The organism is Nocardia violaceofusca NBRC 14427 (assembly GCF_963869435.1).
GTDB classification, from domain to species: Bacteria; Actinomycetota; Actinomycetes; order Mycobacteriales; family Mycobacteriaceae; genus Nocardia; species Nocardia aobensis.
Genome location: NZ_CAWMPM010000036.1, coordinates 99,694 through 120,742, shown reverse-complemented (window position 1 = coordinate 120,742; position 21,049 = coordinate 99,694). Strand labels below are relative to the sequence as shown.

Here is a 21,049-nt window from a genome sequence, read left to right as displayed (position 1 = left end):
AAGCCGCACACGAGGGACACACACTGGCAAGGGTCGACTTACAGGGTGCGCCAACGTATTTCGATTCCCGTGTATCGGGATCGTAGGAGTACATCGGGATCGGTCGGCGGCACTCCCCGTATTTATCAGCCGCCGCTTGCGCGATGTCATACAGGTTCGGCATCGCACGCCGATCGGCCGCGGTTTCCCGGACAGGGCCGAGGGAGGCCGTTCCGGTGTCAGGCTGTTGGTCTGTCATGGTCGGGCCTCCCTCACGGTCGTTGGTGGTTGTCACGCGGCGTTGTCGTCTTCCTGGCGGGGCGGTCCTCCCAAGCCGCCGGGGATGTGCGGGAACGGGGCCAAAATCGGCTTGGCGAGCGAATCAGCGTGCCGGAACACCAGCTGCACACGAGCCGGGCCGGTGATGCTGACGCGGCATTCCTGCGCCCCGAACGCATGCGCCAAATGGCTTGCACGGTTGGCCCAGTCGTCCGGGCACTGACCCGGCAGCATCGCGGCCCGCACGGTGTCGGTGGCCTCCCCGATGTCGATGCCCAGCAGCCGCGGAATCTTCACCGCTCCGCCGAGGTCGTCACGCACCGACAAGCTGCAATCGTCCAGCCGTGCCGACCACTGCCGGCGATACCGGAACCAGGACAGGAACCGGGACCGGACACGGCGAGAAACCCAGTGGGAGAACGATTCCGGAGCCTTCACCCACCACAGCCCGAGCGCAGCGACCGTGGCGAGTGTCATGCCGAGGGCGGGGAGCCAGCCGTAGAACCAGTACAGGGCAACGATGCCGGCGACCGGGACGGACACCATCGGGAACAGCAGCGCCCACCACGCCACGATGAACACCGAGATCACTACCCACCCGATCAGTGCCAGGAACAGGGTCAAGATGTCTTCTACCGGGTCGCGGCGGGTCCGGACCGTGGTGGTGGTTTTGGTGGTGGTGCTCACTGCTTCACCTCGGATTCCTCGAACAACCCCAGCTGACCGGGGCACTCCCAGTTGGCGGGAAGGTCTTTGACCTTGCGGTGCTTGGACTTGCGGACCCGATCCGCCGCCGCCTGGACGATCGGGTTCACCTGTCGGGCTACCGGTTTCGTGGTCATGCGGCCCAGTCCCCGCCGTCGGGGTCGTAGCCGTGGCCGAACACCTCTCCGGTTTCGGCGAGGATGTTCACCGCGATACCGATCGGGTCGAGTCCGCGGGCTTCGAGCTGGCAGCGGCGACGCGCGTGCAGGCCGATCACATCGGCGTATTCGCTTGTGCGCTTGCTCATTTCAGGTTCTCCTGTTCGTCATCGGGTGCACCGCAGCGGTCGCAGCGGCGAAGGTCGTTCGTGGAGGGGAAGAGGTGGCCGCGCAAGTCGCACTCGGCAGTGATCGCGCAGCCGTCGCAGGTGATGCGATCACCGTCGTAGAGCCACCCGTTACGGCCACCGGCGAGGTAGTAGGCGGCCTGATGGGTGGAGGTGAAGCAGACGGCCTCACCAGCACGGTCGGTGTAGAGGTCGCCGCAGCTGTCGCAGTAGATGACCACGTGGCTTTCGGTGACAAGTCCGCGTTTCATGCCGCCACCGGACCCGTGTAGCCGTCACCGGGGATGTCGTCGTCGCCCAGGTCGTCGGGGTCGAAATCGCTGTAGTCCTGGGTCGGGGAGAAGTCGACATCAGCGGCCGGGGAATAGCGTTCGACGATCTCCTTGGTCTGCTCGTCGGTGATCCAGAACGCGCGGACCCGGACGAACCCCTTCTTGCCGTCTTCGCCGACGTAGCCGACACCCTGGGTGTCCTCCGGAATCTCGTCACACAGCGCGCCTCGGTCCCTGGCGCCCTGGCCGTGGATCATGGCGATCTGTGTCGGTTCTTCCAGCCGGAGACCGATGCGAGTGGGGAACAGTTGCCGGTTGGGCATGACCTCCTTGGAGGGGTCCTGCACAGCAGCGATCACCGAGACCCCGACCGCGCGGCCCTGCGACTGCAACATGCCGGTCAGACGACGGAACGTCTCCTGTTCTGGGCGCTCGGCATACGACGACAGCGCCGCGGCCTCGTCGATGATGAGCAGGATCAGCGGCTCATCCTTCGACGGCACCAGCTTGCGCAGACCAGCCGCACGCATCCGGGCCTGACGCTCCTGCATCACCTTTACGGCCTCTTCCAGCACGCCGAGGATGCTCGGGGCGTCGGTGGCGAAGCGGACGAACAGCTTGTTTTCGCCGACGCCGAACTCGACACCGCCTTTCGGGTCAGCGAGCCACACGTCCACGAACCCGGCTTTGATCGCGGGACCGAGGCCGGCCAGAATCGACCACAGCACCGAGCCCTTGCCGGAGCCGGTGGCACCGGCAATCAGGATGTGCGGGTAGAGGATTCGCAGCAGCCACGGCGTACCGTCTTCGCGCACACCCGCCGGAACCGCTTCCAGATCCACACCCGCAGCCGTAACGGTGCCGGTGTCGATGTTGGTCACGACCGCTTCGGCGAGGGTGTCACGCACCCGCAGTTCCAGACGCACCCAGCCCGGGGCCGGGGACGATGCGATGACCTGGTCCACGCCGACGTAATCGGCTATGCGGGAACGCATTTCGTCGTTGGACCAGTCCGAGAGGGTTTGCCCGCCCCGCATCAGCAGGTCGACAGTCAGACCGTGACGGGAGAAGTCCCACCACTCCACCCGCGGATATCCAGTCTCCGGAGAGCCGAGTTTGAGGTCGGAGAACATCAGCTGCGCGTGGGTGGTCGAGGCGAACGACAACACCGCCGGACGGAGCACTTCCGGGGTCTCTTCCAGATCCCGTGCCAAACCTTGCGCGGTCGTGGTGGCGGGTCGGCGGCCCCACGGCAGTATGTGTGCCGCGAACACCAGCGCCCCCATGGCCGCCGCAGCGACCGGGACCATGTCGACAACGGTCATTTCGGAGCCTCCCCCGAGGTTTCGAGTTCGCAGAACAGCTGGCAGCCCTGCTCATTCGCCGGAGGCAAGCTCGGTTCGGAACAGAACAAGGTGCAGCCGTGGGAATCCGGCGCGGCGGGTGCCGGTTCGTCGCAGAACATCACGCACCCCGGTTTGCCAGTGGTGTGTTCGACAGCGGCCGGGGCCACGTCGTGACGCGGACCGAAGGCCAGCAGGCCGGCCACACCGAACGCGACCGCGGTTGCGCCGAGAGCCGTAGCACCTACGGCCGCAGCGCCGTTGAGACGGGTTTCCATAACAGATCAGCCCCCGATCGGGACAGAGACCGGCAGCAACGGAGGCTGCACCGGTCGAGAAACAGGAATCGATTGCGCCACAGGAATCACAGGCGCAGCAGGCACCACCGGAGGAGCCGGTTCGGGGGCCGCAGGCTCCTCGACTCCTCCACAGCGGTCGGCGCGTCCTCGTCAGCCTCAGCCACCACCGGAGCAGTAGCCGGAGCCGGATTGCTTTGTGCGGCACGGAAAAGCACCGCCAGGCCGTGAGTGTCGACGAGCAGCGATATCGGGGCGATGGCCGCCACGATCGCGCACAGCCACGCCGGGAGTTCCTTACCGGCGGCTACGGCGTGGATGCTGTTGCCCGCCACCGACACCAGCGCCCCGACCACCAGAACCCAGGTGAAGAACTTCCGTTCCGCCGACTTGGCCAGGACCAAAGCGCCGGCGGTGGCCTGAACGATCGTGCCGTCGATGATCAACGGGAACAGCCACGCATCTGACGCCGGAATATGCGCCAGCTTGGCCAGATCCCGCAGCGTGGCGAACGACAGCCGGAACGCGGCAGCGCCGACGCCCACGATCACCAGGACCGCGAACACCCGCGCCGCACGCATTCCCCGCTCAGGCGTGAACATCACGCAGCCTTGTCCGCCGTCGCACGAGCCAAACGAGGCCAGCTGATCGCCGACTCCGCCTCGCCATCGAACAGCGTCATCGAGACGTACCGGCCCACGCCGTCACAGTCCGCGCGATCGAGCATCCGCACGAGAGCCTCCGACACCAGCCGATTGAACTCACGGTCGGCCATCACGCCACCGCCTTCTCAGCGGCAACACGCTCCGCGGCATCGTGGAGCATGACGATGCTCATCAGCGACGCGACCAACTGCCGAGCCTCATCGATCGCCATGCCGACATACGCGCAGTGATCGGGCGAATCCGTCACCTGGATACGGACGTAAGCGGGCTGACGGCGGCCGTAATCCGTGTCGTGCGCCGGGACGTAGTCAACGCTCACAGCGTCCGTGACGTCGCCGTTGAAAGTGCTGATGTAAGCCACGACGATCACGCAGCCTTGTCGGACTGACCACGAGCCGGACGAGCCGCACCCGGATCGGCCGCCGGGACCTTGCCGCCGGAGTTGTCACCCACGATGCCGGTCGCGCGAATGTAGAAGCCGATCGACTTGAACTGGCCGTTGCCAACCACGCGCGGCTTGAGCAGCAGCCCTTCCAGCTCGATCGGGCGCAGGCCCTCCATGACCTCCGGCTCCGAAGGCACCGGCATCTGGTCACTGACGAAGGTGATATCGAAACCGGCCTGCGAAGCCTTGCCGCCCGACCGGTCCATGACCGTGGCCTTCCACAACCGCTTGCCCGAGCCGTTGCCCTCCCGGTCGTAATCCTGCGCCTGACGCTTCGGCGCGGAGCGGTCCTCGCTGAACTCGGTCTGCGGCTCGATGTCACCGAGCAGCAAAAGGCCCTTGGGGAACACGGCGCGGAACTCGGTCGGAATCCACATGTCCTTGAGTGCCATAACTGAATCTCCTTGTGTCTGGGGTGATTTCGAATTTCGCCTCAGTCGGTAGCGGCGATGGATTCATCGTATACGTAGTTTCGTATACGCACAAGGAGTTTGCGTATACGAAGCGCTAGAAAGATCAAATTCGCAGGTCAGAGCACCGACGCAGCATTGTTCGTATACGCATCTTCGTATACGCTCAGCTCTAGAAGTTCGCGACTACCCGCCGTTCCGAAGGTCCCCGCCATCGGTCCGCGCGGCACACACAGGGACAAGAAGGGGTGCGTAATGAGATTCCGCCCGACAGCTCTCGCATGGATCGACCCAGACGTCAGCGCCGCTCCGGAATGGGATCGCGCCCAGATCCAGCGCCTAGCAAGACAGCTCGGATACGCCCTCGTTTGGCCGGCATGCTCACCACTGCCACTACCTGACCAGGTTCGCGCGGCCGACGTGGACGCCGTACTCGTGCCGTCCGCAGCCCACCTTGATCCACTCGCACTGAACAACCTCATGGACGTTGTCGACGTCGAGGCGGTACAACCTCGCCTCTCGTTCGCCCGTTGGCCCATGCAGCAAAAGAGCGGGAGGCAGCGGTGAGCACTTCGGGCCTACTCGGACTACTCCTGGTGGTCCTCCCCCTCTCGGTGGCCGTGTATTGCGTGGTGACCTACTGGCCGGAGCCGCGCGGCTCCAATCGCCAACCGACGCGAACGAATCGAGACCGGGCCAATTCGGATACGGATTCGAATACATGAATATGTCCACCAGTCACCTGCACAACCGCGGTTTTACGTATACGAAGTGCGGTACACTAGTTCCGAGTCCTACTCGTTAGCGATTTTCGAATTGAAGGGAATGATCCCGATGGCAGAACCTGCCTACGTTTCCATCGCAGGCGAATACGCCCGGCGAATTCGGGTCGGTGAATTACCGCCCGGAACTCAGCTGCCAAGTTATTCGGAAATCGCTGCCCGCAACAACGTCTCCGACATCGTTGTGCGGAAAGCGCTTGAACTGCTCCAGAGCCAAGGGCTTGTTCGGTCTGTGCGCCGACGGGGTGTGTTCGTATCGGATCGGCCGAACCTGATCCGGATATCCCCCGAACGTCAGATGGAGGACCCGGAAGTGACGTTCGCGAACGAGTCCGACGCCACGGTGGAGATCGACCGGGTAACGGAGACGGTTCCGGCCACGGAAGCGCTGGCAGATGCACTTGGCGTGTCAGTGGGCGAGGAGATCACCCACGTTGTGACCCGCGCCCGCGAGGAGGGGCGGCCTATCTCCGTGTCGGACACGTATCAGCCCGTCGACGTCACCGGCACGTCCGACGCTGCCACGCTGGAGGAGACAGTGGCCGACAGCATTCCGGTTCCGTTGCACGCCGAGTGGTTGAAGACCACTCCAGGCGACCTCGTGAAGACCGTCCATCAGCGCTATATAACTGCGACGGGGCGCGTAATCATGGTGTCGGATGTTTCCTATCCCCGAGATCGCTATTATGCGTTCGTCTTCCGTATGAACTTGAAGCCGGAATTGGAAGCCGCCGCCGAAAACTGACACATTAGATAACCGCCGGTCATCCGAAATCTGGATAACCGGCGGTTTCTTTTTATCGACGGACCCAGCCTTGAGCCCGGTCCGAGAGGTTCCACCACGACACGAATTCCGAATCTTCCGATTCAAGTTCCCACCGCGAGTTCAGCGCATCGAAGAAGCCGTCATTACCAGTCTTTCCACCTTTGGGCTCGCCAATGTAGACCAACCGTTGGCCTCCGTTGGCTTCGAAGGCTGCCAGCGCGTCCGACGCCATCGCATTGCCCCACCCAGGCGGCCAGCAAAGGAACAGAACCTCATCGGCTCGGCCTACACCCCGCGCGGCGAACCGACCGAGATCACCGACGCTCAGCCACACATCCGCTTGCCCCGTCGCCCGCACAAACGACGGATTCTCCGTCCGGTCCGGCGGTTCCGAGTCATACGCCGCAACGTTCACACCGACATCCGCCAACTGTGCCGCCCAGTAACCGCGGCCCGCACCAAGCTCAACTATCTGGCGTCCGTCGCAGAATCGGCGCACCCAGGAGATGGTTTCCGGGGACGGAATCGCGTAGGCGTAGGTCGCCTGCAAGATCGTTTGCGCGAACCCCAGTCGCGCACTTCCTTGAGGCCGGCCACCGTTCACCACGCGTCGGCCCTCATGCTCGGACACCGATGGCCCGACGATGTCCCAATACGGATTCGCACTGATCGACGGCCCACCCGTCATGTAGTGGACAAACCGCAGATCGAACGCGGCATCTGCCCGGTCGTCTCCCGTCCCCGGCAGCATCGGAGCGGTATCGAGGTACTCCGCCACTTTCGGATACTCGGACCGCAAACGCTGCTCGTCCCCCAGCAATCCGGCCAGTTCTTCACGACGGTCCGCCGTCAGCGCAAGGTCAGCCATCCACCAAGTCTGTCCAACCGTAGTCGTTTTCGCGAGCAGTTCCGTCGAAGCCGCGCCGTCGCCTGACGCAGTTGCCGAGTCTTGTTCCTAGGATCGATGCGCAGCCCAGCGCATGACTGCCGACGCGAATGCCCCAACGGGTCTTCCTCACAGCCAGGGAAACGGCGCGCCTGCTGCAATGTCCCGGGCGACGACCATGGGCCGACTCATCGCCTCCCGGGGACATTGCTCGCGCTTGAATCGTCGGACGAGAGTCCGGCGACACAGATGCTTAACTCGCAGTGCGGGACGCAACACCCCCGGCCCCATACCGATCTCGGGACGACAAGGCCACGCGCCGAACCAAGCCGCGCACTGCTTTCCGCTTATTCTTCGAACGTTCGTCGTCTCCGTTAGAAAGCTACGATAACAACCGCCAGGGAGCCAACCGCCATCGTCACTCTAGTTCACTAGCGATCTTTGCGTTTATTCTATCTTCCAAAGAGATCGTGTATTTATCTAGAGATAAATAGTCTCGACCAGTCCAGCTCCCGCCAGGCTCCCACATGAAGCTCTGGATCTGCGATAGAGGGCGCCCACGACTCTTTGCCTTTTGGATCGCCTCCAATGCCATCTCATAATCGCCGCACTGAAACCGCGCAAATGCCAAATTCAAGTATGCGATCGGCAGAAGAGCCCGGGGCCGGTACGGGGAAGATATCGAACGCTCAATCCATTCGACTGCCTCATTCGGATCTTCCGGAATTAGACAGAATCCTAGGTTGTTGGCCACTTCCCAATCATCCGGCTCAGCATGGCTGATCATGCGGAATAGAGCCACGGCGTCGTGCCTCTCACCACGCTTAATAGCTTCAATAGCGACACCTGTGAATTGGGCCACTTGGATTCGGCCTTTATATGTCCTAGTGGTCTCGAGAACCTTCTCGAATTCACGACTCCCGTACTCTGCGAGAACCTCAGCGAGTTTGGGGCCATCCACGGGCCGATCACGCATGTACCCCGGCGGACAACAACCAGATCGTTGTGAATGCATGTAGCGCCATTCACTTACCCACGATGACGGAGTCCAAGTACCAAGATAGGTCTCGGTGAACCTATCCACGAGCCACACAGCATCTGCATCACGTGGCGGGAGCTCAGACTCCCTCGGCGCGGAATACGGAACAGCCGAAGGGGCACGGTGGCTGATGAGATCCTCTACCGGTGCCGTGAGTATCCACAGAACAATATGCCACGTAAATTCGCTATAAATCGGCTCGATGACGTCTTCGACATCACCATCGAGAACAACATCCCCCGGAATGGCGGATTTCAGATATTCGATCCAGCCCAGGCTGCTTGTGGCACCAGACTTATCTTTGATGGCTGCGTAAATGTGGTAGTAGATAGACGCTTGCATACTCGTCGCGAGTCCGTGCCGAAGAACAGAGTGAGCGTCAACTTTCCGCGCCGTGAGCTCTTCAAGAATCTTCGTTGCGAATTCGAGGTTGGGGCGGTCATCCTCATCGATCTTCATCCATGCGAATTGATTCTTCAGACCCATGACCAACGCTGTCATGCTCCACGTGTCAATTGAGCGTGAACGTTCGCGTATATAAACCTCACGAGCATCAAACGGCTTTGCGTTTTCCTGAGGCCCCCGCCTCGGTCGCGGTCGCCTAAATGCGCGCAAGTCGCTCCCCAAATCGAGCGCTTCGTCCCGCACCAACAACACTTCATCGTTATGCCGGATAGTTGCAGCGAGCTCATCGCCGAGAATATCTTTGCATTCCTCAGCGCACACAGGGGTTCCGTCAGATTGAACCGCGTAAAATGGGCACGAAGGTGTCAAGTCCGGCAAATCGCACGCATCACTATACTGTGCTAGGGCGCGATACAACAAACTGTCGTGCTTGCGCTTAGCCTCCCCCGGGTCGGTCAACGGTATGCGTCCTTCCGGGGCACGATCGTAAGGACGATTACGGGCTCTGTCACGTAAATAATACGATGCGTTCGACCAAGCCGAAGGGAACGCTTGCCCTCAAGCTTGCCCTTAAGCTTTTTGCCTAGCGCAGGCTCAGACTGTAGGCGCTCAATGAGCGTTTCAGCCTTCTCCCTCAAGGCCGGCGGCAGACCATCCAGATCGGCGGTAGCCCTCTTGGTTCGTCGAGTCATGCGTCGAGTTCCGCCTCCGCTTCGGCGATCGCATCCATCGCGTCGTCATCACTCAGGATGTTCAGCGTCTCAAGAAGGGACTCGTACTCCTCGTACGAAAGCACCACCGCCAACGGCTTGCCATGCCGGGTGATCGTGAACTCAGTCCCTGTCTCGACCACCTCATCGATGATGTCCTTGAGGTTCTCTCTCGCTTCTGTCAGAGCCACGACTGACGATGTGTCGGTTGGCTTCGCATGTGCGTCCATACGAGAACTGTACGTTCTTCCGTACGTTTTCGGCAGGGGATTTAGTCACAGCCCGGTGAACATTCGGAGACTCAGAGAGAACCAAAGCCTCCGACCAGGCGATCCGCATCGCTCGCAATCGCTATGTGCGCTCCCACCCGGACTGGAGCAGTCGCGGTGGAGTGATCGACATCCGAGCTGTGCTCACCGCTTGCTCACTCCTGATCCGCCCATTGCCGAATTTGGCCACAGAGGATCAAGGCGCGCCTGCTGCGCCGCCCGCGCGGCTCCGCCGCGCGGCGACGCGCAACGCGCGCTGATGGGGCGTCGCACGCGGCGCGTCGGCACGTCGGTACCGCGCGGGCGGCGCAGTGACGACGACTGTTCCTATCTGGCCACTTCACGCAACGATGTGGCAGTGCTGGGCACTCCGTCTGCCGTACCCGGCCGGGCCTCCCGCAGCCGAGGACCGAATCGGCCGGCCACCAGCTCAGTCGACCGGCTGTGGTCGCCCTCGGTAGCCGAATATCCGAGGAAGCTCACCAGGATCTCACCACTTCGGCCACCGGCAGCGCCGCCGGTGAGTGAGTCGCCAACGACGTCGACTCCAGCCGATCCCCCGATGCTGGTCACATCGGGACACCGGTCACCCGGTGCGGACGACGGTCCTTCCGTCCGCATCGGGTTACCGCCACAACTCGCGTTGAGTCGCTGCCGAATTCGCCTTATATCTAGTAGATGGAGGAGGTGGCGCGACTACGGGCTACAGGGTCCGGGATCAGTCGCCAAGAAGTTCCGCGCCTGTACGAGTGTCTCCAGCGCCGGTTGTCCGGCGACCACACTGTCGTAGTACGGCCTACGCTTATCCTTGCCAAGGCCCAGACCTCCCATTTCGACGGCATCGCGCCAGATCAGTTGTCGACCGGGATAGGTGTTCTCTCCCGGAAACAGATTGGCGCTTGGATAGAGCATCCGAGGGCGCGGGTCCACGTCCTTGAGCGCATCGTGCGCTTTCGCACCTCGAACCAGGCTGAGCCCCTCCGCGATCTGCCCAGCGTGAGTGGCGCCCGAACGTCGGTGATACGCCTTTTTCAGCTTGTCGTCGTGGGCTGCTTCGCGGTAAGTCCGGAGGGAGTACAGCTCGTCAAGCGCGTTCTTGACCGCGCGCCGCTGCTCCTCGGGAGTGGAGGCCCGCCGTACGCGATCGATCGCCGCATCGATGTCATCGATCAGCACGCTGACTGCTATCACGCCGCGAACGTATCGCCTCGGGCCACCGGTGCCAAGGCAGTTTCGCGAAGCGAGTGTCCCACCTTCCTCATAGCCGAATCGTCTCGCTCCAGCCGAACGAGTCAAGGACCACCTACGGCGTCCGCTACGCGGTGCTGCGCATCCTTGACACGCCCGACTTCCGCTGAGGGCGGCCAGTATGAGGAAGGCGGGGAAGAGCAGTCGGCGGCAGCCAGACCACCGTCCGCGCGTGCAACGAACGTGCGACATTGCGCGGATCGGGGCGGATACCAGCGGTCAATCCTGGCAGCGGCCCTCATTGCCGGAGAACACGAAAAATCCCCCTGACCAGGTGATATGTCAGGGGGATGTGGTGGCCAAGGCCGGGATCGAACCGGCGACCTTCCGCTTTTCAGGCGGACGCTCGTACCAACTGAGCTACCTGGCCGGGGCACCCGAACCGAATGCCGTACAACAAAGCGACCCTGACGGGACTCGAACCCGCGACCTCCGCCGTGACAGGGCGGCGCGCTAACCAACTGCGCCACAGGGCCTTGCATGCTCTCAACGGTGTTGCCACCGTACCCCCTACGGGATTCGAACCCGCGCTACCGCCTTGAAAGGGCGGCGTCCTAGGCCGCTAGACGAAGGGGGCCCGCCGGATCTCTCCGGTCCGTACCTCAACGGCTTCCGTTGGGAGCTCGCATAGCTTATGACAGGCTTTGCGCTATTCCCAAATCGGCTGGTCAGAGGCCCAGATTCAGATCTTCCAGGCGTGCCGAGGCCTTCCAGCCGTGCCGGCGGAACTCCTCGAGCCAATCCTGAGTCGCCATCGCCTCGATGATCACCTCCAGCGCCTCGGTGAACCGGGTGCGCAGATCGACCCCGCCGCCGAGCAGATCGATGATGTAGCGCTGTCCGGCCAGCGCGGCGGCCAGGGTGCGGGTGAAGCGGTCCGGGTCGGTATCCAGGCGCAGCTGTTTGCGGTCGACGGCGCGCACCGCGAGCAGCCGCGCGGACCGGCTGACGATGCGGCTGCCGCCGGCTCGCGCGTCCTGATAGAACTCCGGTTCGATCACGAGCCGGAACTCCGCCTGGGCGATGATGTCGTTCTCCAAGCGCAGCGCGACCTCGTCGATCATCCCGTGCATGATGTCCAGCGGCTCGAGATCCGTTCTGGCCAGCCACCTTTCGGTGGTCGCCCGATATCGTTCGACGGCAGCGTCCAGCACCGCCCGGGCCAGATCCTCCTTGGAATCGAAATGGAAGTACATCGCGCCCTTGGTGGCGCGCGATCCCTCCAATATGCGATTCAGCGATGCCGCGGCATAGCCGCTCTTCCCGAATTCAACGGCGGCGGACCTGATGATCGCCGCCCGTGTCCGGCGGGCCCGCTCTTGCTGCCGTGCCATGCTCGAAACGCCTCCGAAGCTGCTTGCCGCCGGAGGAACCGATAGGGGACGGTCCTCGACGAGAAGTTATTAGATTTTCAAATACTTAATTCCGGGCTAACGCCCGGCTTTCAGACTTTCGGTACGAAAATTCGCAGGGATACCTGAAACACACCAGCTGGTATAGTTTCGACGTCCGGGTGCGCCGCAGGGGGTGCGCACCCGGGCGTTTCGTTCGTCTCGGATCCGCCTCCTGCGACGTCGTCTCCTCCGACCTCGTGACCGGCCCGGCCGGTCGCGAGATGTGCCGGCACCACAATCTTCGGCCGAATCCCAACGGCCGGAAGATCTCCCGGATTCGCCGGAATTCACCAAGCGATCACCGTACCCCGAATCCCGGGCAGCGCGCCACGTACCGAGGAGTCACTTCACCGGGAACCGGAACCGGTTGCGGCAAATGCCCGGTTAGCGCCCGGGTATGCGAATTCCGGCGCGCCCCAGCAATGTTCACCACCACCGGCCGGCGCCGTGGATACCCGGGACTCATCCCGGCCGCTGCGGTCGGCCACCGGGCGGATCCACCGACACGATCACCTCCCGTACCAAATATGTTGTCACGCACTACGTTTGAACAATGTTTCCACACTTCCGCGCTGAAACAAATTGCTGAGCAAGGTGATTGCCCGGCAATCGGCCGGGTATCCGGGAACGCCCCGGCGCTCCGGAACCGGCGAGGCCGGGATACGGAACCCTCGGACCGCCGCGGCGGGCGCGGCCCGGCGTTCAGGGGGCTGCCCCGACATCGCCGGCGGCGATCCCGCTCCCGGGAGCCGCCACCCCGCCGTCGAATGCCGCGCGACCAGCGCAGATACCCACCCCCACACCGTCACACGGATACCGGTTACCACTTCCGCGCGCGAAACATTAGACTTGCGGACCGCGCCCCTATAGCTCAGTTGGTAGAGCTACGGACTTTTAATCCGCAGGTCCCAGGTTCGAGCCCTGGTGGGGGCACACCGATGGGCCGGAGTGCACGCTCCGGCCCATCGCCGTCTCCGGCGTCGTCCCCCGGCTCGGGCGGCCGGGACCTGGGCAATCCGATACTCGGCTAACGTTCGAGACTCCCAGCCGATACACCGTTGACGCACAGGTCTCCCCCCTACACTCGCAACCGGTTGGGGCATGTGCCGAACACCCTTATGAGTTCTGTCACCGAGGCTGTGAACTCATACAGGTGCGCTTCGCATCACACCTACGGTGCCGTAAGGTATGGGCGGCTGCGGCACGGCCAGCAGGGGGGCGACCAGCAATATCGCAGGACAACACCGAAGGGCGTATGTATGGCAAGGGATCTGACTCAACTCGAGCTGCTGACGGAGTTGGAGCCGGTTGCCGAAGAAAACGTCAACCGGCACCTTTCGATGGCCAAGGAATGGCACCCGCACGACTACGTGCCGTGGGACGAGGGCCGCAACTTCGCCGCGCTGGGCGGCGTCGACTGGGATCCGGAGCAGTCGAAGCTCAGTGAAGTGGCGAAGGCCGCGATGATCACCAACCTCCTCACCGAGGACAACCTGCCCTCCTACCACCGCGAGATCGCCGAGAACTTCTCCCAGGACGGCGCCTGGGGAACCTGGGTCGGCCGCTGGACCGCCGAGGAGAACCGCCACGGCATCGTGATGCGCGACTATCTCGTGGTCACCCGCGGCGTGGACCCGGTGGCGCTGGAACAGGCCCGCATGGTCCACATGACCAACGGCTTCGCCTCCCCCGCCGAGGCCGACGCCGGCTTCCTGCACTCGGTCGCCTATGTGACCTTCCAGGAGCTGGCCACCCGCGTCAGCCACCGCAACACCGGCAAGGTGTGCGACGACGCGATCGCCGACCGCATGCTGCAGCGCGTCGCCGCCGACGAGAACCTGCACATGATCTTCTACCGCAACATGTGCGGTGCGGCGCTGGATCTGGCGCCGGATCAGGCCCTCGACGCGATCACCCTGATCCTCGAGAACTTCCAGATGCCCGGCGCCGGAATGCCGAACTTCCGCCGCAACGGTGTGCTGATGGCCAAGCACGGCATCTACGACCTGCGCCAGCACCTCGAAGACGTGGTGCAGCCGGTGCTGAAGAAGTGGCAGATCTTCGAGCGCGACGACTTCACCGCGCGCGGTGAGCAGACCCGCGAGCGGCTCGGCCTGTTCCTGGACAAGCTGGGCAAGGACGTCCTGAAGTTCGAGGAGCAGCGCGACCGCATGCTGGCCCGCGAGGCCGCCAAGCGCGAGCGCGACCTCACCGCGGCGAGCTGAGCTCGCCCGCACGACTACGACCGGGACCGGTGCCGCACGGCACCGGTCCCGTCGCACGCACCGGGAGACCTGTGATCTCTCGCACTGTCATTCGGATGGGACACTGGAACTCGTGACCGCGGCACTCGACACCAGAACCGGATTGCGAATCGGCCCCTACCCCGTCGATCCGCCGGTGGTGCTCGCGCCCATGGCCGGGATCACCAATGTCGCGTTCCGGAAGCTGTGCCGCGAATTCGGCAGCCGCACCTCGATCTACGTCTGCGAGATGATCACCGCGCGCGCGGTGGTGGAGCGGCACGAGAAGACGCTGCACATGATGGCCTTCGACGAGGACGAGCATCCCCGCTCGATGCAGCTCTACGGCGTGGACCCCAAGACGCTCGGCGAGGCGGTGCGCATCATCGTCGGCGAGGGCTGGGCCGACCACATCGATATGAACCTCGGCTGCCCCGTGAAGAAGGTGACCCGGCTGGGTGGCGGTGCCGCGCTGCCCTACAAGCGACGGCTGTTCGCCGAGATCGTGCGGGAGATGGTCGCGGCGGCCGAACCCGCCGGTGTGCCGGTGACGTTCAAATTCCGCATCGGCATCGACGACGACCATCGGACCTATCTCGACACCGGGCGCATCGCCGAGGCCGAGGGCGCCGCCGCGGTGTCGCTGCACGCCCGTACCGCCGCGCAGCTGTATTCCGGCACCGCCGATTGGTCGGCCATCGCGCGGCTCAAGCAGGCCGTCACCACGATTCCGGTACTCGGCAACGGCGATATCTTCAGTGCCGCAGACGCACTCGCGATGATCGCCGAAACCGGTTGCGACGGAGTGGTCGTCGGGCGCGGGTGCCTGGGCCGTCCGTGGCTGTTCGCCGAGCTGAGCGCCGCGCTGCGCGGGGAGCCGATTCCGGAGGGACCGCGACTGGGCCGGGTCGGCGAAATCCTGTACCGGCATGCGACCCTGCTCGTCGACCACGACGGCGAGGACAAGGCCATGCGCGATATCCGCAAACATATGGCCTGGTACTTCATGGGCTTCCCGCTGGGTTCGCAGCTGCGCCGCAGCTTCGCGACCGTGGGCAGTCTCACACAGCTGCGCGAGCTGATCGAGCAACTGCCGCCGGACGTGCCGTTCCCCGCGGATGCGCAGGGGCCGCGCGGCCGCCAGGGTTCCCCGGCGGCGAAGGTGGTGCTGCCCGAGGGCTGGCTCGACGATCCCGAGGATCCCACCGTGCCCTCGGCCGCCGACGTGATGCACAGCGGAGGCTGACGCGCGCATACTCTCCGACCTGCGCCGACAGTGATGGGTGATTGAGAAGTGGCCAACTGTGGCGTAATCGTTATCATGGCTGGGGCCGATTCGGCCGGATGTGACTGCGCGTGCCGCCACCGGAGTGATGGAATCGACAGCTCCGGTCGCGACGAAGAGTGAAGTGAGGTTCGTTGGTGGGTGACGACGATCGGCGCGGGCGTTCGTCCCGGCCCGGAGGTCGCGCCCCGTGGGAGCGATACCCTGCGCCGGATTCCGACGAGGCCCCCCGTAACCGGCGTGCGGAGGAACCGCAGACCTCCAAGCCGATCACCGTCCACGACCTCGTGCAGCGGGTCGACAGTGAACGTATCGAGCGCCGCCGCAAGGATGAGGCCGGTAAGCGCCGCACCGCGAACGAGAGCGGCGCCGGCCGCACCCCGCAGCCCGAGAACACCAGCCGTCAGGCCGGAAACCGCGGGCGCACAACGGATAACACCGCCCGGCCCGCCACCGGCGCGAACCGAGCGGCCGGTAGCGGCACCCCGCGGGGCGCCCAGCCGGCAAACCCGCCCGGCCGCGGCGGCGACCCGCGCGACCTCGCCCGCGGGAAGGCACCGACCGGTGCATCGGGCGCCATCCCGACCACACGCGGCCTCAAGCCGGCCGACGGCAACGCCTCGAGCGGAACATCCGGCCCGGTGCCCGACCCGCGCACTCGCCGGCCGCGCCCCGAGCAGTCCGCCACACCTGCGGCACCGGGCAGGCGTGGCCCCGATCCGAAGCCCGCGCCGCCGCAGCCCGGGCCGGCCGCCGCGCAGCGTGAACCCGCGGCGGGTACACGCCCGCCGGCCACTCCGGTTCCGCCGGGTACGGCCGCGGACCCACGTCGCCTCGGGGGCGCATCCGATCCACGCGCAGCGTCGAAACCGGGATCGCAACGACCGGAATCCGCCGCAACGCGTAGTGCCGCACCGGTTTCCGCCGATGCCCAGCGAACCGCGGTCTACCGCGCCCCCGCTGCCGAGGGTCCGGCCGATCGGCCTGCCACCGCCAAGGCGCCCGTCGCCGACCAGGTGACCGACCAGTTGCCCGTACCCGACGACGAATCCGGCACGGAGGCAACGGCTTCGGCGGGCCCCGCGACGGTCGGCAAGCCGCCGTTGTCGCGGCTGGCGGCGAGTCGGCAGCGCCGGCGCCGGCGTACCCGGCTCGCGGCCCGGGTGACCACGTCGATGTGCGCGGTTCTGGCTCTCGTCATGACCGGTGTGGGCTGGAACTACCTGCGTGCCACCGACAACGGGTTCACCCAGGTGTCGGCGCTGGACGAGAATTCCGCCGACATCATCGATCCCGGCGGCCAGACCGGTGACGAGAACTTCCTCATCGTCGGCACCGACACCCGTGCCGGCGTGGACAGCTCGCTCGGTGCCGGCACCACCGACGACGCCGAGGGCGCCCGGTCCGACACCGTGATGCTGGTGCACATTCCGGCGAACCGCTCCCGCGTCGTGGCCGTCTCCTTCCCCCGCGACCTCGACGTCAGCCGCCCCGAATGCGAGGGCTGGGACAACGACAAGGCCAAATACACCGACGCGAAATTCCCCTCCGCGATCGGCGACAAGCTCAACGCCACCTACGCCCTGGGCGGGCCGAAATGCCTGACCAAGGTGATCCAGAGGCTGTCCGGCCTGAAGATCAGCCACTTCGTCGGCATCGACTTCAGCGGTTTCCAGTCGATGGTCGACACCATCGGCGGTGTCGAGGTGTGCACCAACCGGCCGCTGGTCGACGAGGAGCTCGGTACGGTGCTGCCGAATCCGGGCCGCCAGATCCTCAACGGCCCGACCGCGCTGGACTACGTCCGCGCCCGCCACGTCCAGGGCGAGGAGCGCAGCGACTACGACCGCATCCACCGCCAGCAGCTGTTCCTCTCCTCGCTGCTGCGCAGTGCCCTGTCCTCGAAGGTGCTCTTCGACATCGGCAAGCTCAACGGCTTCATCGGCGCGTTCAGCAGCCATGCCTTCATGGACAACGTCAACACCAAGGATCTGCTGATGCTGGGCCGCTCGCTGCAGAAGGTGAGCGCGGGCGCGATCACGTTCCTGACGGTGCCGACCGCGGGCACCACCTCCTACGGCAACGAGATTCCCCGCGAATCGGATATCAAGGCGATCTTCCAGGCGATCATCGACGACCAGCCGCTGCCGGGCGAGAAGAAGGCGCCGGAGCCGTCCAAGTCCGCTCCGGCCCCGGCCCCGCCGCAGCTGACCGCCGTGGATCCGAACACGGTGTCGGTGCAGGTGTCCAACGGTTCCGGAGTGACCGGCGTGGCGAGCACGGCGGCGACCAGGTTCGCGGTCGACGGCTTCCAGATCTACAACGTCGGCAACTACTCAGGCGGCACGATCGACAACACCACGGTCCGCTATGCGGCCGGTCACGAGGCCGAGGCCGCGACGGTGGCCTCGGCATTGCCGGGCGCGAAACTGGCCGTGGCATCGAATTTGGGCAGCATCGTGGAGGTGGCCCTCGGCGCGGACTTCTCCGGCACCGTCGGCACGCCGACCGCGTTCGGGTCGCCGGTTCCCGCCCCGGCCGGAGCCACCGATGCCGCCGCGACGCCGGTCACACTCCCCTCCGATCTCGAGCACGTCAACGCGGGCGACGACCTCTGCAAGTGAGCCGCGCTCACCTGCGACGACAGCGCCGGTCTGCCCGGCACCGACGATTCACCCACCGTTCGTGACTTGGTCAGAGCCGGGAACTAGTCTTTGGTTTCATGCGTGTCATCTACAACGAACAAATGGCCGAACTCGCCGATCTTCTGGGTGAGATGGCCGGACTGGCCGGTTCGGCCATGGAGCGGGCGACCCAGTCGCTGCTGCAGGCCGACATCTCGCTGGCCGAACAGGTGATCACCGAGTATGACCGGATCGCCGAGATGATCGCGCAGGCCGAGGAGAAGGCGTTCGCGCTGCTGGCGCTGCAGGCGCCCGTGGCCGGCGACCTGCGGCAGGTGGTGAGCGCCATCCAGATCGTCTCCGATGTGAATCGGATGGGTGTGCTGGCGCTGCATGTGGCCAAGGTGGCCCGCCGCCGGCATCCGAACCACGCGCTCCCGGAATCGGTGAACGGCTACTTCGCCGAGATGGGCCGCATCGCGGTGAATATGGGCGCCGCCGCCAAGGAGGTCCTGGAGACGCGCGATCCGGAGCGGGCCGCGCAACTCAACGAGGACGACGAGGCGATGGACGATCTGCATCGCCACCTGTTCTCGCTGCTGATGGACCGGGAATGGAAGTACGGCGTGGCCGCCGCCGTCGATGTCACGCTGCTGGGCCGCTACTACGAACGCTTCGCCGACCATGCGGTCGAGATCGGCCGCCGGGTCGTCTTCCTCGTGACCGGTGTGCTGCCGCCCGACCCGGACGCCGCGACCGAGAAGATCTGAGGTCGGGCCGCCTCTCCGGTCCGGGCGGAGACCGCTGCCCGTCCAGCATGCGGACGGGCAGCGATGTTATGTGCGGCCGGGGAAATCGGCTTTTGCCGGGACTTCCTCCGTGGTTCGGCCCAGCAGTAGTGACGCGCCGCGCTGAGGTTTCCAGGGCAACAGCGCCGCGACGAGCACCGCGCAGACCAGCAGTGCGCCGACCGCCGCCCAGGATGCGGCCGTCGAGCCGGCGAGGGCGGCCACCTTCATGGCATGCACCAGATCGGCTTTCGCGCCGGCGAAGAACGGGCTGATCGGCGCCTTCACGATCTCCAGCACGCTGATCGGAGTGTCGCGGGCCAGACTCTTCTGGGTGGGATTCATGATCGCGTCCGGGATCGCGTCGATGCGGGCGCCGACTCGATCGGTGTAGACGGAGGTCATGATCGAGCCGAGGACGGCGACGCCGAGGGTGCCGCCCACCTCGCGGGTGGTGTCGTTGACCGCGGACCCGGCGCCCGCCTCCTCGATCGGCACCGCACCCATGATGGATTCCGTGGCCGGTCCCTGCACGACGCCGAAGCCGATGCCCATCAGCACCATCGAGACCAGAACCGTTCCCAGATAGGGTGTTTCGACGGTCACCCGGCCCGCGAAGAACATGCCGGCGGCCAGCAGGAGCAGACCGCACACCACGGTGGCGGTGGTGCCGATGCGCTGCGCCGCCAGGGTCGCCAGGGGCGCGCCGAAGCCCACCGCCGCCGCGAAAGGCAAGGAGTGGATACCGAATTCGAGGGCGCTGAACTCCTTCACCCCCTGGAAGTACTGAGTGATCAGGAACAGGAATCCGAAGGCGCAGAAATAGGAGACGGTGATCGCCAGGGCCGGGATCGAGAAGCGCCGGATCCGGAACAGCCGCATGTTCAGCACCGGTGATTCGACCCGCAACTCCCAGATCACGTACAGCGCAAGCAGAATCAGCGAGAGCGCATAGCCGCCGACGCTGCGCCCGGACAACCAGCCGTGCTTCGGCGCCTCGATGATCGTCCACACCAGCGTCGTGACCGCCACCAGCGAGAGACCGATGCCGAGCACATCGAGCCGGCCGCTGTGGTCGGCCCGCGATTCGGGAACGACGACGAGCACTGCCGCGATCGTGATCGCCGCGATCGGCACATTGATCCAGAACACGGCGTGCCAGCTGAAGTATTCGAGCAGCCACCCGCCGGTCACCGGTCCGATCGCCACCGCGATACCTGCCATGGCGGTCCACAACGCGATGGCCGCGGCTCGGGCCCGCGCCTCCGGGAACAGGTTGATGATCAACGCCAGCGTCGCCGGGAAGACCGCGGCGGCGAAGACGCCCATGCCGGCGCGCGCGGCGATCACCTGGCCGAGGCCCGAGGACATCGCACCGGCGGCCGACATGACCGCCACGCCCGCCAGGCCGATGATCATCAGCCGGCGGCGGCCGTAGCGGTCGCCCAGATGGCCGAGCGGCAGCAGCAGTCCGGCGAACGCCAGGGTGAACGCGTCCACGATCCACTGCAGGCCACTCATCCGGGCCTGCAACTGCACCGCCATCGAGGGCAGAGCCACATTGACCAGCGTGTTGTCCAGTACGACCAGCAGTTCGGCCACACAGATCGCGATCAACGCGAAGATCCGCATCCGCGTCGCGATCGGAATCCCCTGCTGGGCCACTGGTCTCGCCGTTGACACCGTCATCCCGCCTCCTGACTATAACGATCGGTTTAGTTCAGGAGGAAGATAACTGTTACCGCGAGTGTCAGACAACCGACTACGGTAGGAGATGAGCGAGCACACAACTCGGGATCACTGTGATGGACGCCATATCGATGTCCCTGCGTGCCACAAGAGAAAACCCCGTCCCACCAGGGACGGGGCT

The 21,049-nt window shown here is 64.9% G+C and carries 22 protein-coding genes and 4 tRNA genes; 6 read left to right on the top strand and 20 right to left on the bottom strand.

The window, feature by feature from the left end; translation table 11 throughout:
* The 10 genes from AC5592_RS27950 to AC5592_RS27905 form a co-directional block, all read right to left on the bottom strand.
* On the bottom strand, window positions 1-238 hold a 238-nt coding region (locus tag AC5592_RS27950; RefSeq protein ID WP_371507512.1), incomplete at its 3' end, for a replication initiator.
* 32 nt (window positions 239-270) lie between these two features.
* Window positions 271-945 carry a hypothetical protein gene (locus tag AC5592_RS27945; protein WP_063065943.1) on the bottom strand — a complete coding sequence of 225 codons (675 nt, stop codon included), beginning with the start codon at window positions 943-945 and terminating at the stop codon, window positions 271-273.
* Window positions 942-1,100: a hypothetical protein gene (locus AC5592_RS27940; protein ID WP_157122269.1), complete on the bottom strand. Its 159-nt coding sequence runs from the start codon at window positions 1,098-1,100 to the stop codon at window positions 942-944. The genes AC5592_RS27945 and AC5592_RS27940 overlap by 4 nt, the downstream gene beginning before the upstream one ends.
* The gene (locus AC5592_RS27935; RefSeq protein WP_157122267.1) at window positions 1,097-1,270 is read right to left on the bottom strand and encodes a hypothetical protein; all 174 of its coding nucleotides are present in this window, start codon (window positions 1,268-1,270) and stop codon (window positions 1,097-1,099) included. The genes AC5592_RS27940 and AC5592_RS27935 overlap by 4 nt, the downstream gene beginning before the upstream one ends.
* Window positions 1,267-1,560 carry a hypothetical protein gene (locus AC5592_RS27930; protein ID WP_063065942.1) on the bottom strand — a complete coding sequence of 98 codons (294 nt, stop codon included), beginning with the start codon at window positions 1,558-1,560 and terminating at the stop codon, window positions 1,267-1,269. Before AC5592_RS27930 ends, AC5592_RS27935 begins: the two co-directional genes overlap by 4 nt.
* The gene (locus AC5592_RS27925) at window positions 1,557-2,906 is read right to left on the bottom strand and encodes an FtsK/SpoIIIE domain-containing protein (protein WP_063065941.1); all 1,350 of its coding nucleotides are present in this window, start codon (window positions 2,904-2,906) and stop codon (window positions 1,557-1,559) included. The genes AC5592_RS27930 and AC5592_RS27925 overlap by 4 nt, the downstream gene beginning before the upstream one ends.
* A gap of 382 nt (window positions 2,907-3,288) precedes the next feature.
* Window positions 3,289-3,822 carry a DUF2637 domain-containing protein gene (locus tag AC5592_RS27920; RefSeq protein WP_063065939.1) on the bottom strand — a complete coding sequence of 178 codons (534 nt, stop codon included), beginning with the start codon at window positions 3,820-3,822 and terminating at the stop codon, window positions 3,289-3,291.
* Window positions 3,822-3,995, bottom strand: coding sequence for a hypothetical protein (locus AC5592_RS27915; protein WP_157122265.1), 174 nt, complete (start codon window positions 3,993-3,995; stop codon window positions 3,822-3,824). Before AC5592_RS27915 ends, AC5592_RS27920 begins: the two co-directional genes overlap by 1 nt.
* Window positions 3,995-4,255, bottom strand: coding sequence for a hypothetical protein (locus AC5592_RS27910; protein ID WP_063065938.1), 261 nt, complete (start codon window positions 4,253-4,255; stop codon window positions 3,995-3,997). Before AC5592_RS27910 ends, AC5592_RS27915 begins: the two co-directional genes overlap by 1 nt.
* Window positions 4,252-4,722, bottom strand: a complete 471-nt coding sequence (locus AC5592_RS27905) for a hypothetical protein (protein WP_063065937.1) — start codon at window positions 4,720-4,722, stop codon at window positions 4,252-4,254. The genes AC5592_RS27910 and AC5592_RS27905 overlap by 4 nt, the downstream gene beginning before the upstream one ends.
* A gap of 852 nt (window positions 4,723-5,574) precedes the next feature.
* On the opposite strand from AC5592_RS27905, the gene AC5592_RS27900 reads away from it, so the two are divergent.
* Complete coding sequence (locus tag AC5592_RS27900) at window positions 5,575-6,267, top strand: GntR family transcriptional regulator (protein WP_063065950.1); 693 nt, start codon at window positions 5,575-5,577, stop codon at window positions 6,265-6,267.
* A 52-nt stretch (window positions 6,268-6,319) separates the two neighbouring features.
* On the opposite strand, the gene AC5592_RS27895 is transcribed toward AC5592_RS27900, so the two are convergent.
* The 9 genes from AC5592_RS27895 to AC5592_RS27855 form a co-directional block, all read right to left on the bottom strand.
* Window positions 6,320-7,156: a hypothetical protein gene (locus tag AC5592_RS27895; protein ID WP_063065936.1), complete on the bottom strand. Its 837-nt coding sequence runs from the start codon at window positions 7,154-7,156 to the stop codon at window positions 6,320-6,322.
* 436 nt (window positions 7,157-7,592) lie between these two features.
* Window positions 7,593-8,939, bottom strand: coding sequence for a tetratricopeptide repeat protein (locus tag AC5592_RS27890; protein ID WP_157122263.1), 1,347 nt, complete (start codon window positions 8,937-8,939; stop codon window positions 7,593-7,595).
* Between the two features lie 134 nt (window positions 8,940-9,073).
* Window positions 9,074-9,310 carry a type II toxin-antitoxin system RelE family toxin gene (locus tag AC5592_RS27885; protein WP_157122261.1) on the bottom strand — a complete coding sequence of 79 codons (237 nt, stop codon included), beginning with the start codon at window positions 9,308-9,310 and terminating at the stop codon, window positions 9,074-9,076.
* Window positions 9,307-9,558 carry a type II toxin-antitoxin system Phd/YefM family antitoxin gene (locus AC5592_RS27880; protein ID WP_063920408.1) on the bottom strand — a complete coding sequence of 84 codons (252 nt, stop codon included), beginning with the start codon at window positions 9,556-9,558 and terminating at the stop codon, window positions 9,307-9,309. Before AC5592_RS27880 ends, AC5592_RS27885 begins: the two co-directional genes overlap by 4 nt.
* A gap of 735 nt (window positions 9,559-10,293) precedes the next feature.
* Entirely contained in the window at window positions 10,294-10,788 is a 495-nt protein-coding gene (locus AC5592_RS27875; RefSeq protein ID WP_063065934.1) for a hypothetical protein, read from the bottom strand.
* 350 nt (window positions 10,789-11,138) lie between these two features.
* A tRNA-Phe gene (locus tag AC5592_RS27870) sits at window positions 11,139-11,215 on the bottom strand.
* A 32-nt stretch (window positions 11,216-11,247) separates the two neighbouring features.
* Window positions 11,248-11,321: transfer RNA gene (locus AC5592_RS27865), tRNA-Asp, on the bottom strand.
* Window positions 11,322-11,349: 28 nt separating this feature from the next.
* Window positions 11,350-11,422: transfer RNA gene (locus tag AC5592_RS27860), tRNA-Glu, on the bottom strand.
* A gap of 91 nt (window positions 11,423-11,513) precedes the next feature.
* Window positions 11,514-12,179 carry a TetR family transcriptional regulator gene (locus AC5592_RS27855; RefSeq protein ID WP_030517458.1) on the bottom strand — a complete coding sequence of 222 codons (666 nt, stop codon included), beginning with the start codon at window positions 12,177-12,179 and terminating at the stop codon, window positions 11,514-11,516.
* A gap of 920 nt (window positions 12,180-13,099) precedes the next feature.
* On the opposite strand from AC5592_RS27855, the gene AC5592_RS27850 reads away from it, so the two are divergent.
* The 5 genes from AC5592_RS27850 (at window position 13,100) to phoU (ending at window position 19,161) form a co-directional block, all read left to right on the top strand.
* Window positions 13,100-13,172: transfer RNA gene (locus AC5592_RS27850), tRNA-Lys, on the top strand.
* A 326-nt stretch (window positions 13,173-13,498) separates the two neighbouring features.
* Window positions 13,499-14,464, top strand: coding sequence for an acyl-ACP desaturase (locus tag AC5592_RS27845; RefSeq protein ID WP_036497861.1), 966 nt, complete (start codon window positions 13,499-13,501; stop codon window positions 14,462-14,464).
* Between the two features lie 142 nt (window positions 14,465-14,606).
* Entirely contained in the window at window positions 14,607-15,728 is a 1,122-nt protein-coding gene (gene dusB / locus AC5592_RS27840; protein WP_232329584.1) for a tRNA dihydrouridine synthase DusB, read from the top strand.
* Between the two features lie 176 nt (window positions 15,729-15,904).
* Window positions 15,905-18,391, top strand: a complete 2,487-nt coding sequence (locus AC5592_RS27835) for an LCP family glycopolymer transferase (protein WP_063065932.1) — start codon at window positions 15,905-15,907, stop codon at window positions 18,389-18,391.
* 98 nt (window positions 18,392-18,489) lie between these two features.
* Complete coding sequence (gene phoU, locus AC5592_RS27830) at window positions 18,490-19,161, top strand: phosphate signaling complex protein PhoU (RefSeq protein ID WP_063065931.1); 672 nt, start codon at window positions 18,490-18,492, stop codon at window positions 19,159-19,161.
* Window positions 19,162-19,227: 66 nt separating this feature from the next.
* Here the strand turns inward: phoU and AC5592_RS27825 are convergent, their stop codons facing one another.
* Window positions 19,228-20,868: an MFS transporter gene (locus tag AC5592_RS27825; protein WP_051024197.1), complete on the bottom strand. Its 1,641-nt coding sequence runs from the start codon at window positions 20,866-20,868 to the stop codon at window positions 19,228-19,230.
* Window positions 20,869-21,049 lie beyond the last annotated feature (181 nt).

What these genes read in the sequence shown, in the direction of transcription:
- AC5592_RS27920 (WP_063065939.1), bottom strand. Translation starts at nt 3,822, where the DNA reads ATGTTCACGCCTGAGCGGGGAATGCGTGCGGCGCGGGTGTTCGCGGTC.
- phoU (WP_063065931.1), top strand. Translation starts at nt 18,490, where the DNA reads ATGCGTGTCATCTACAACGAACAAATGGCCGAACTCGCCGATCTTCTG.
- AC5592_RS27825 (WP_051024197.1), bottom strand. Translation starts at nt 20,868, where the DNA reads ATGACGGTGTCAACGGCGAGACCAGTGGCCCAGCAGGGGATTCCGATC.
- AC5592_RS27915 (WP_157122265.1), bottom strand. Translation starts at nt 3,995, where the DNA reads ATGGCCGACCGTGAGTTCAATCGGCTGGTGTCGGAGGCTCTCGTGCGG.
- AC5592_RS27935 (WP_157122267.1), bottom strand. Translation starts at nt 1,270, where the DNA reads ATGAGCAAGCGCACAAGCGAATACGCCGATGTGATCGGCCTGCACGCG.
- AC5592_RS27880 (WP_063920408.1), bottom strand. Translation starts at nt 9,558, where the DNA reads ATGGACGCACATGCGAAGCCAACCGACACATCGTCAGTCGTGGCTCTG.
- AC5592_RS27925 (WP_063065941.1), bottom strand. Translation starts at nt 2,906, where the DNA reads ATGACCGTTGTCGACATGGTCCCGGTCGCTGCGGCGGCCATGGGGGCG.
- AC5592_RS27885 (WP_157122261.1), bottom strand. Translation starts at nt 9,310, where the DNA reads ATGACTCGACGAACCAAGAGGGCTACCGCCGATCTGGATGGTCTGCCG.
- AC5592_RS27900 (WP_063065950.1), top strand. Translation starts at nt 5,575, where the DNA reads ATGGCAGAACCTGCCTACGTTTCCATCGCAGGCGAATACGCCCGGCGA.
- AC5592_RS27855 (WP_030517458.1), bottom strand. Translation starts at nt 12,179, where the DNA reads ATGGCACGGCAGCAAGAGCGGGCCCGCCGGACACGGGCGGCGATCATC.
- AC5592_RS27930 (WP_063065942.1), bottom strand. Translation starts at nt 1,560, where the DNA reads ATGAAACGCGGACTTGTCACCGAAAGCCACGTGGTCATCTACTGCGAC.
- AC5592_RS27905 (WP_063065937.1), bottom strand. Translation starts at nt 4,722, where the DNA reads ATGGCACTCAAGGACATGTGGATTCCGACCGAGTTCCGCGCCGTGTTC.
- AC5592_RS27940 (WP_157122269.1), bottom strand. Translation starts at nt 1,100, where the DNA reads ATGACCACGAAACCGGTAGCCCGACAGGTGAACCCGATCGTCCAGGCG.
- AC5592_RS27895 (WP_063065936.1), bottom strand. Translation starts at nt 7,156, where the DNA reads ATGGCTGACCTTGCGCTGACGGCGGACCGTCGTGAAGAACTGGCCGGA.
- AC5592_RS27845 (WP_036497861.1), top strand. Translation starts at nt 13,499, where the DNA reads ATGGCAAGGGATCTGACTCAACTCGAGCTGCTGACGGAGTTGGAGCCG.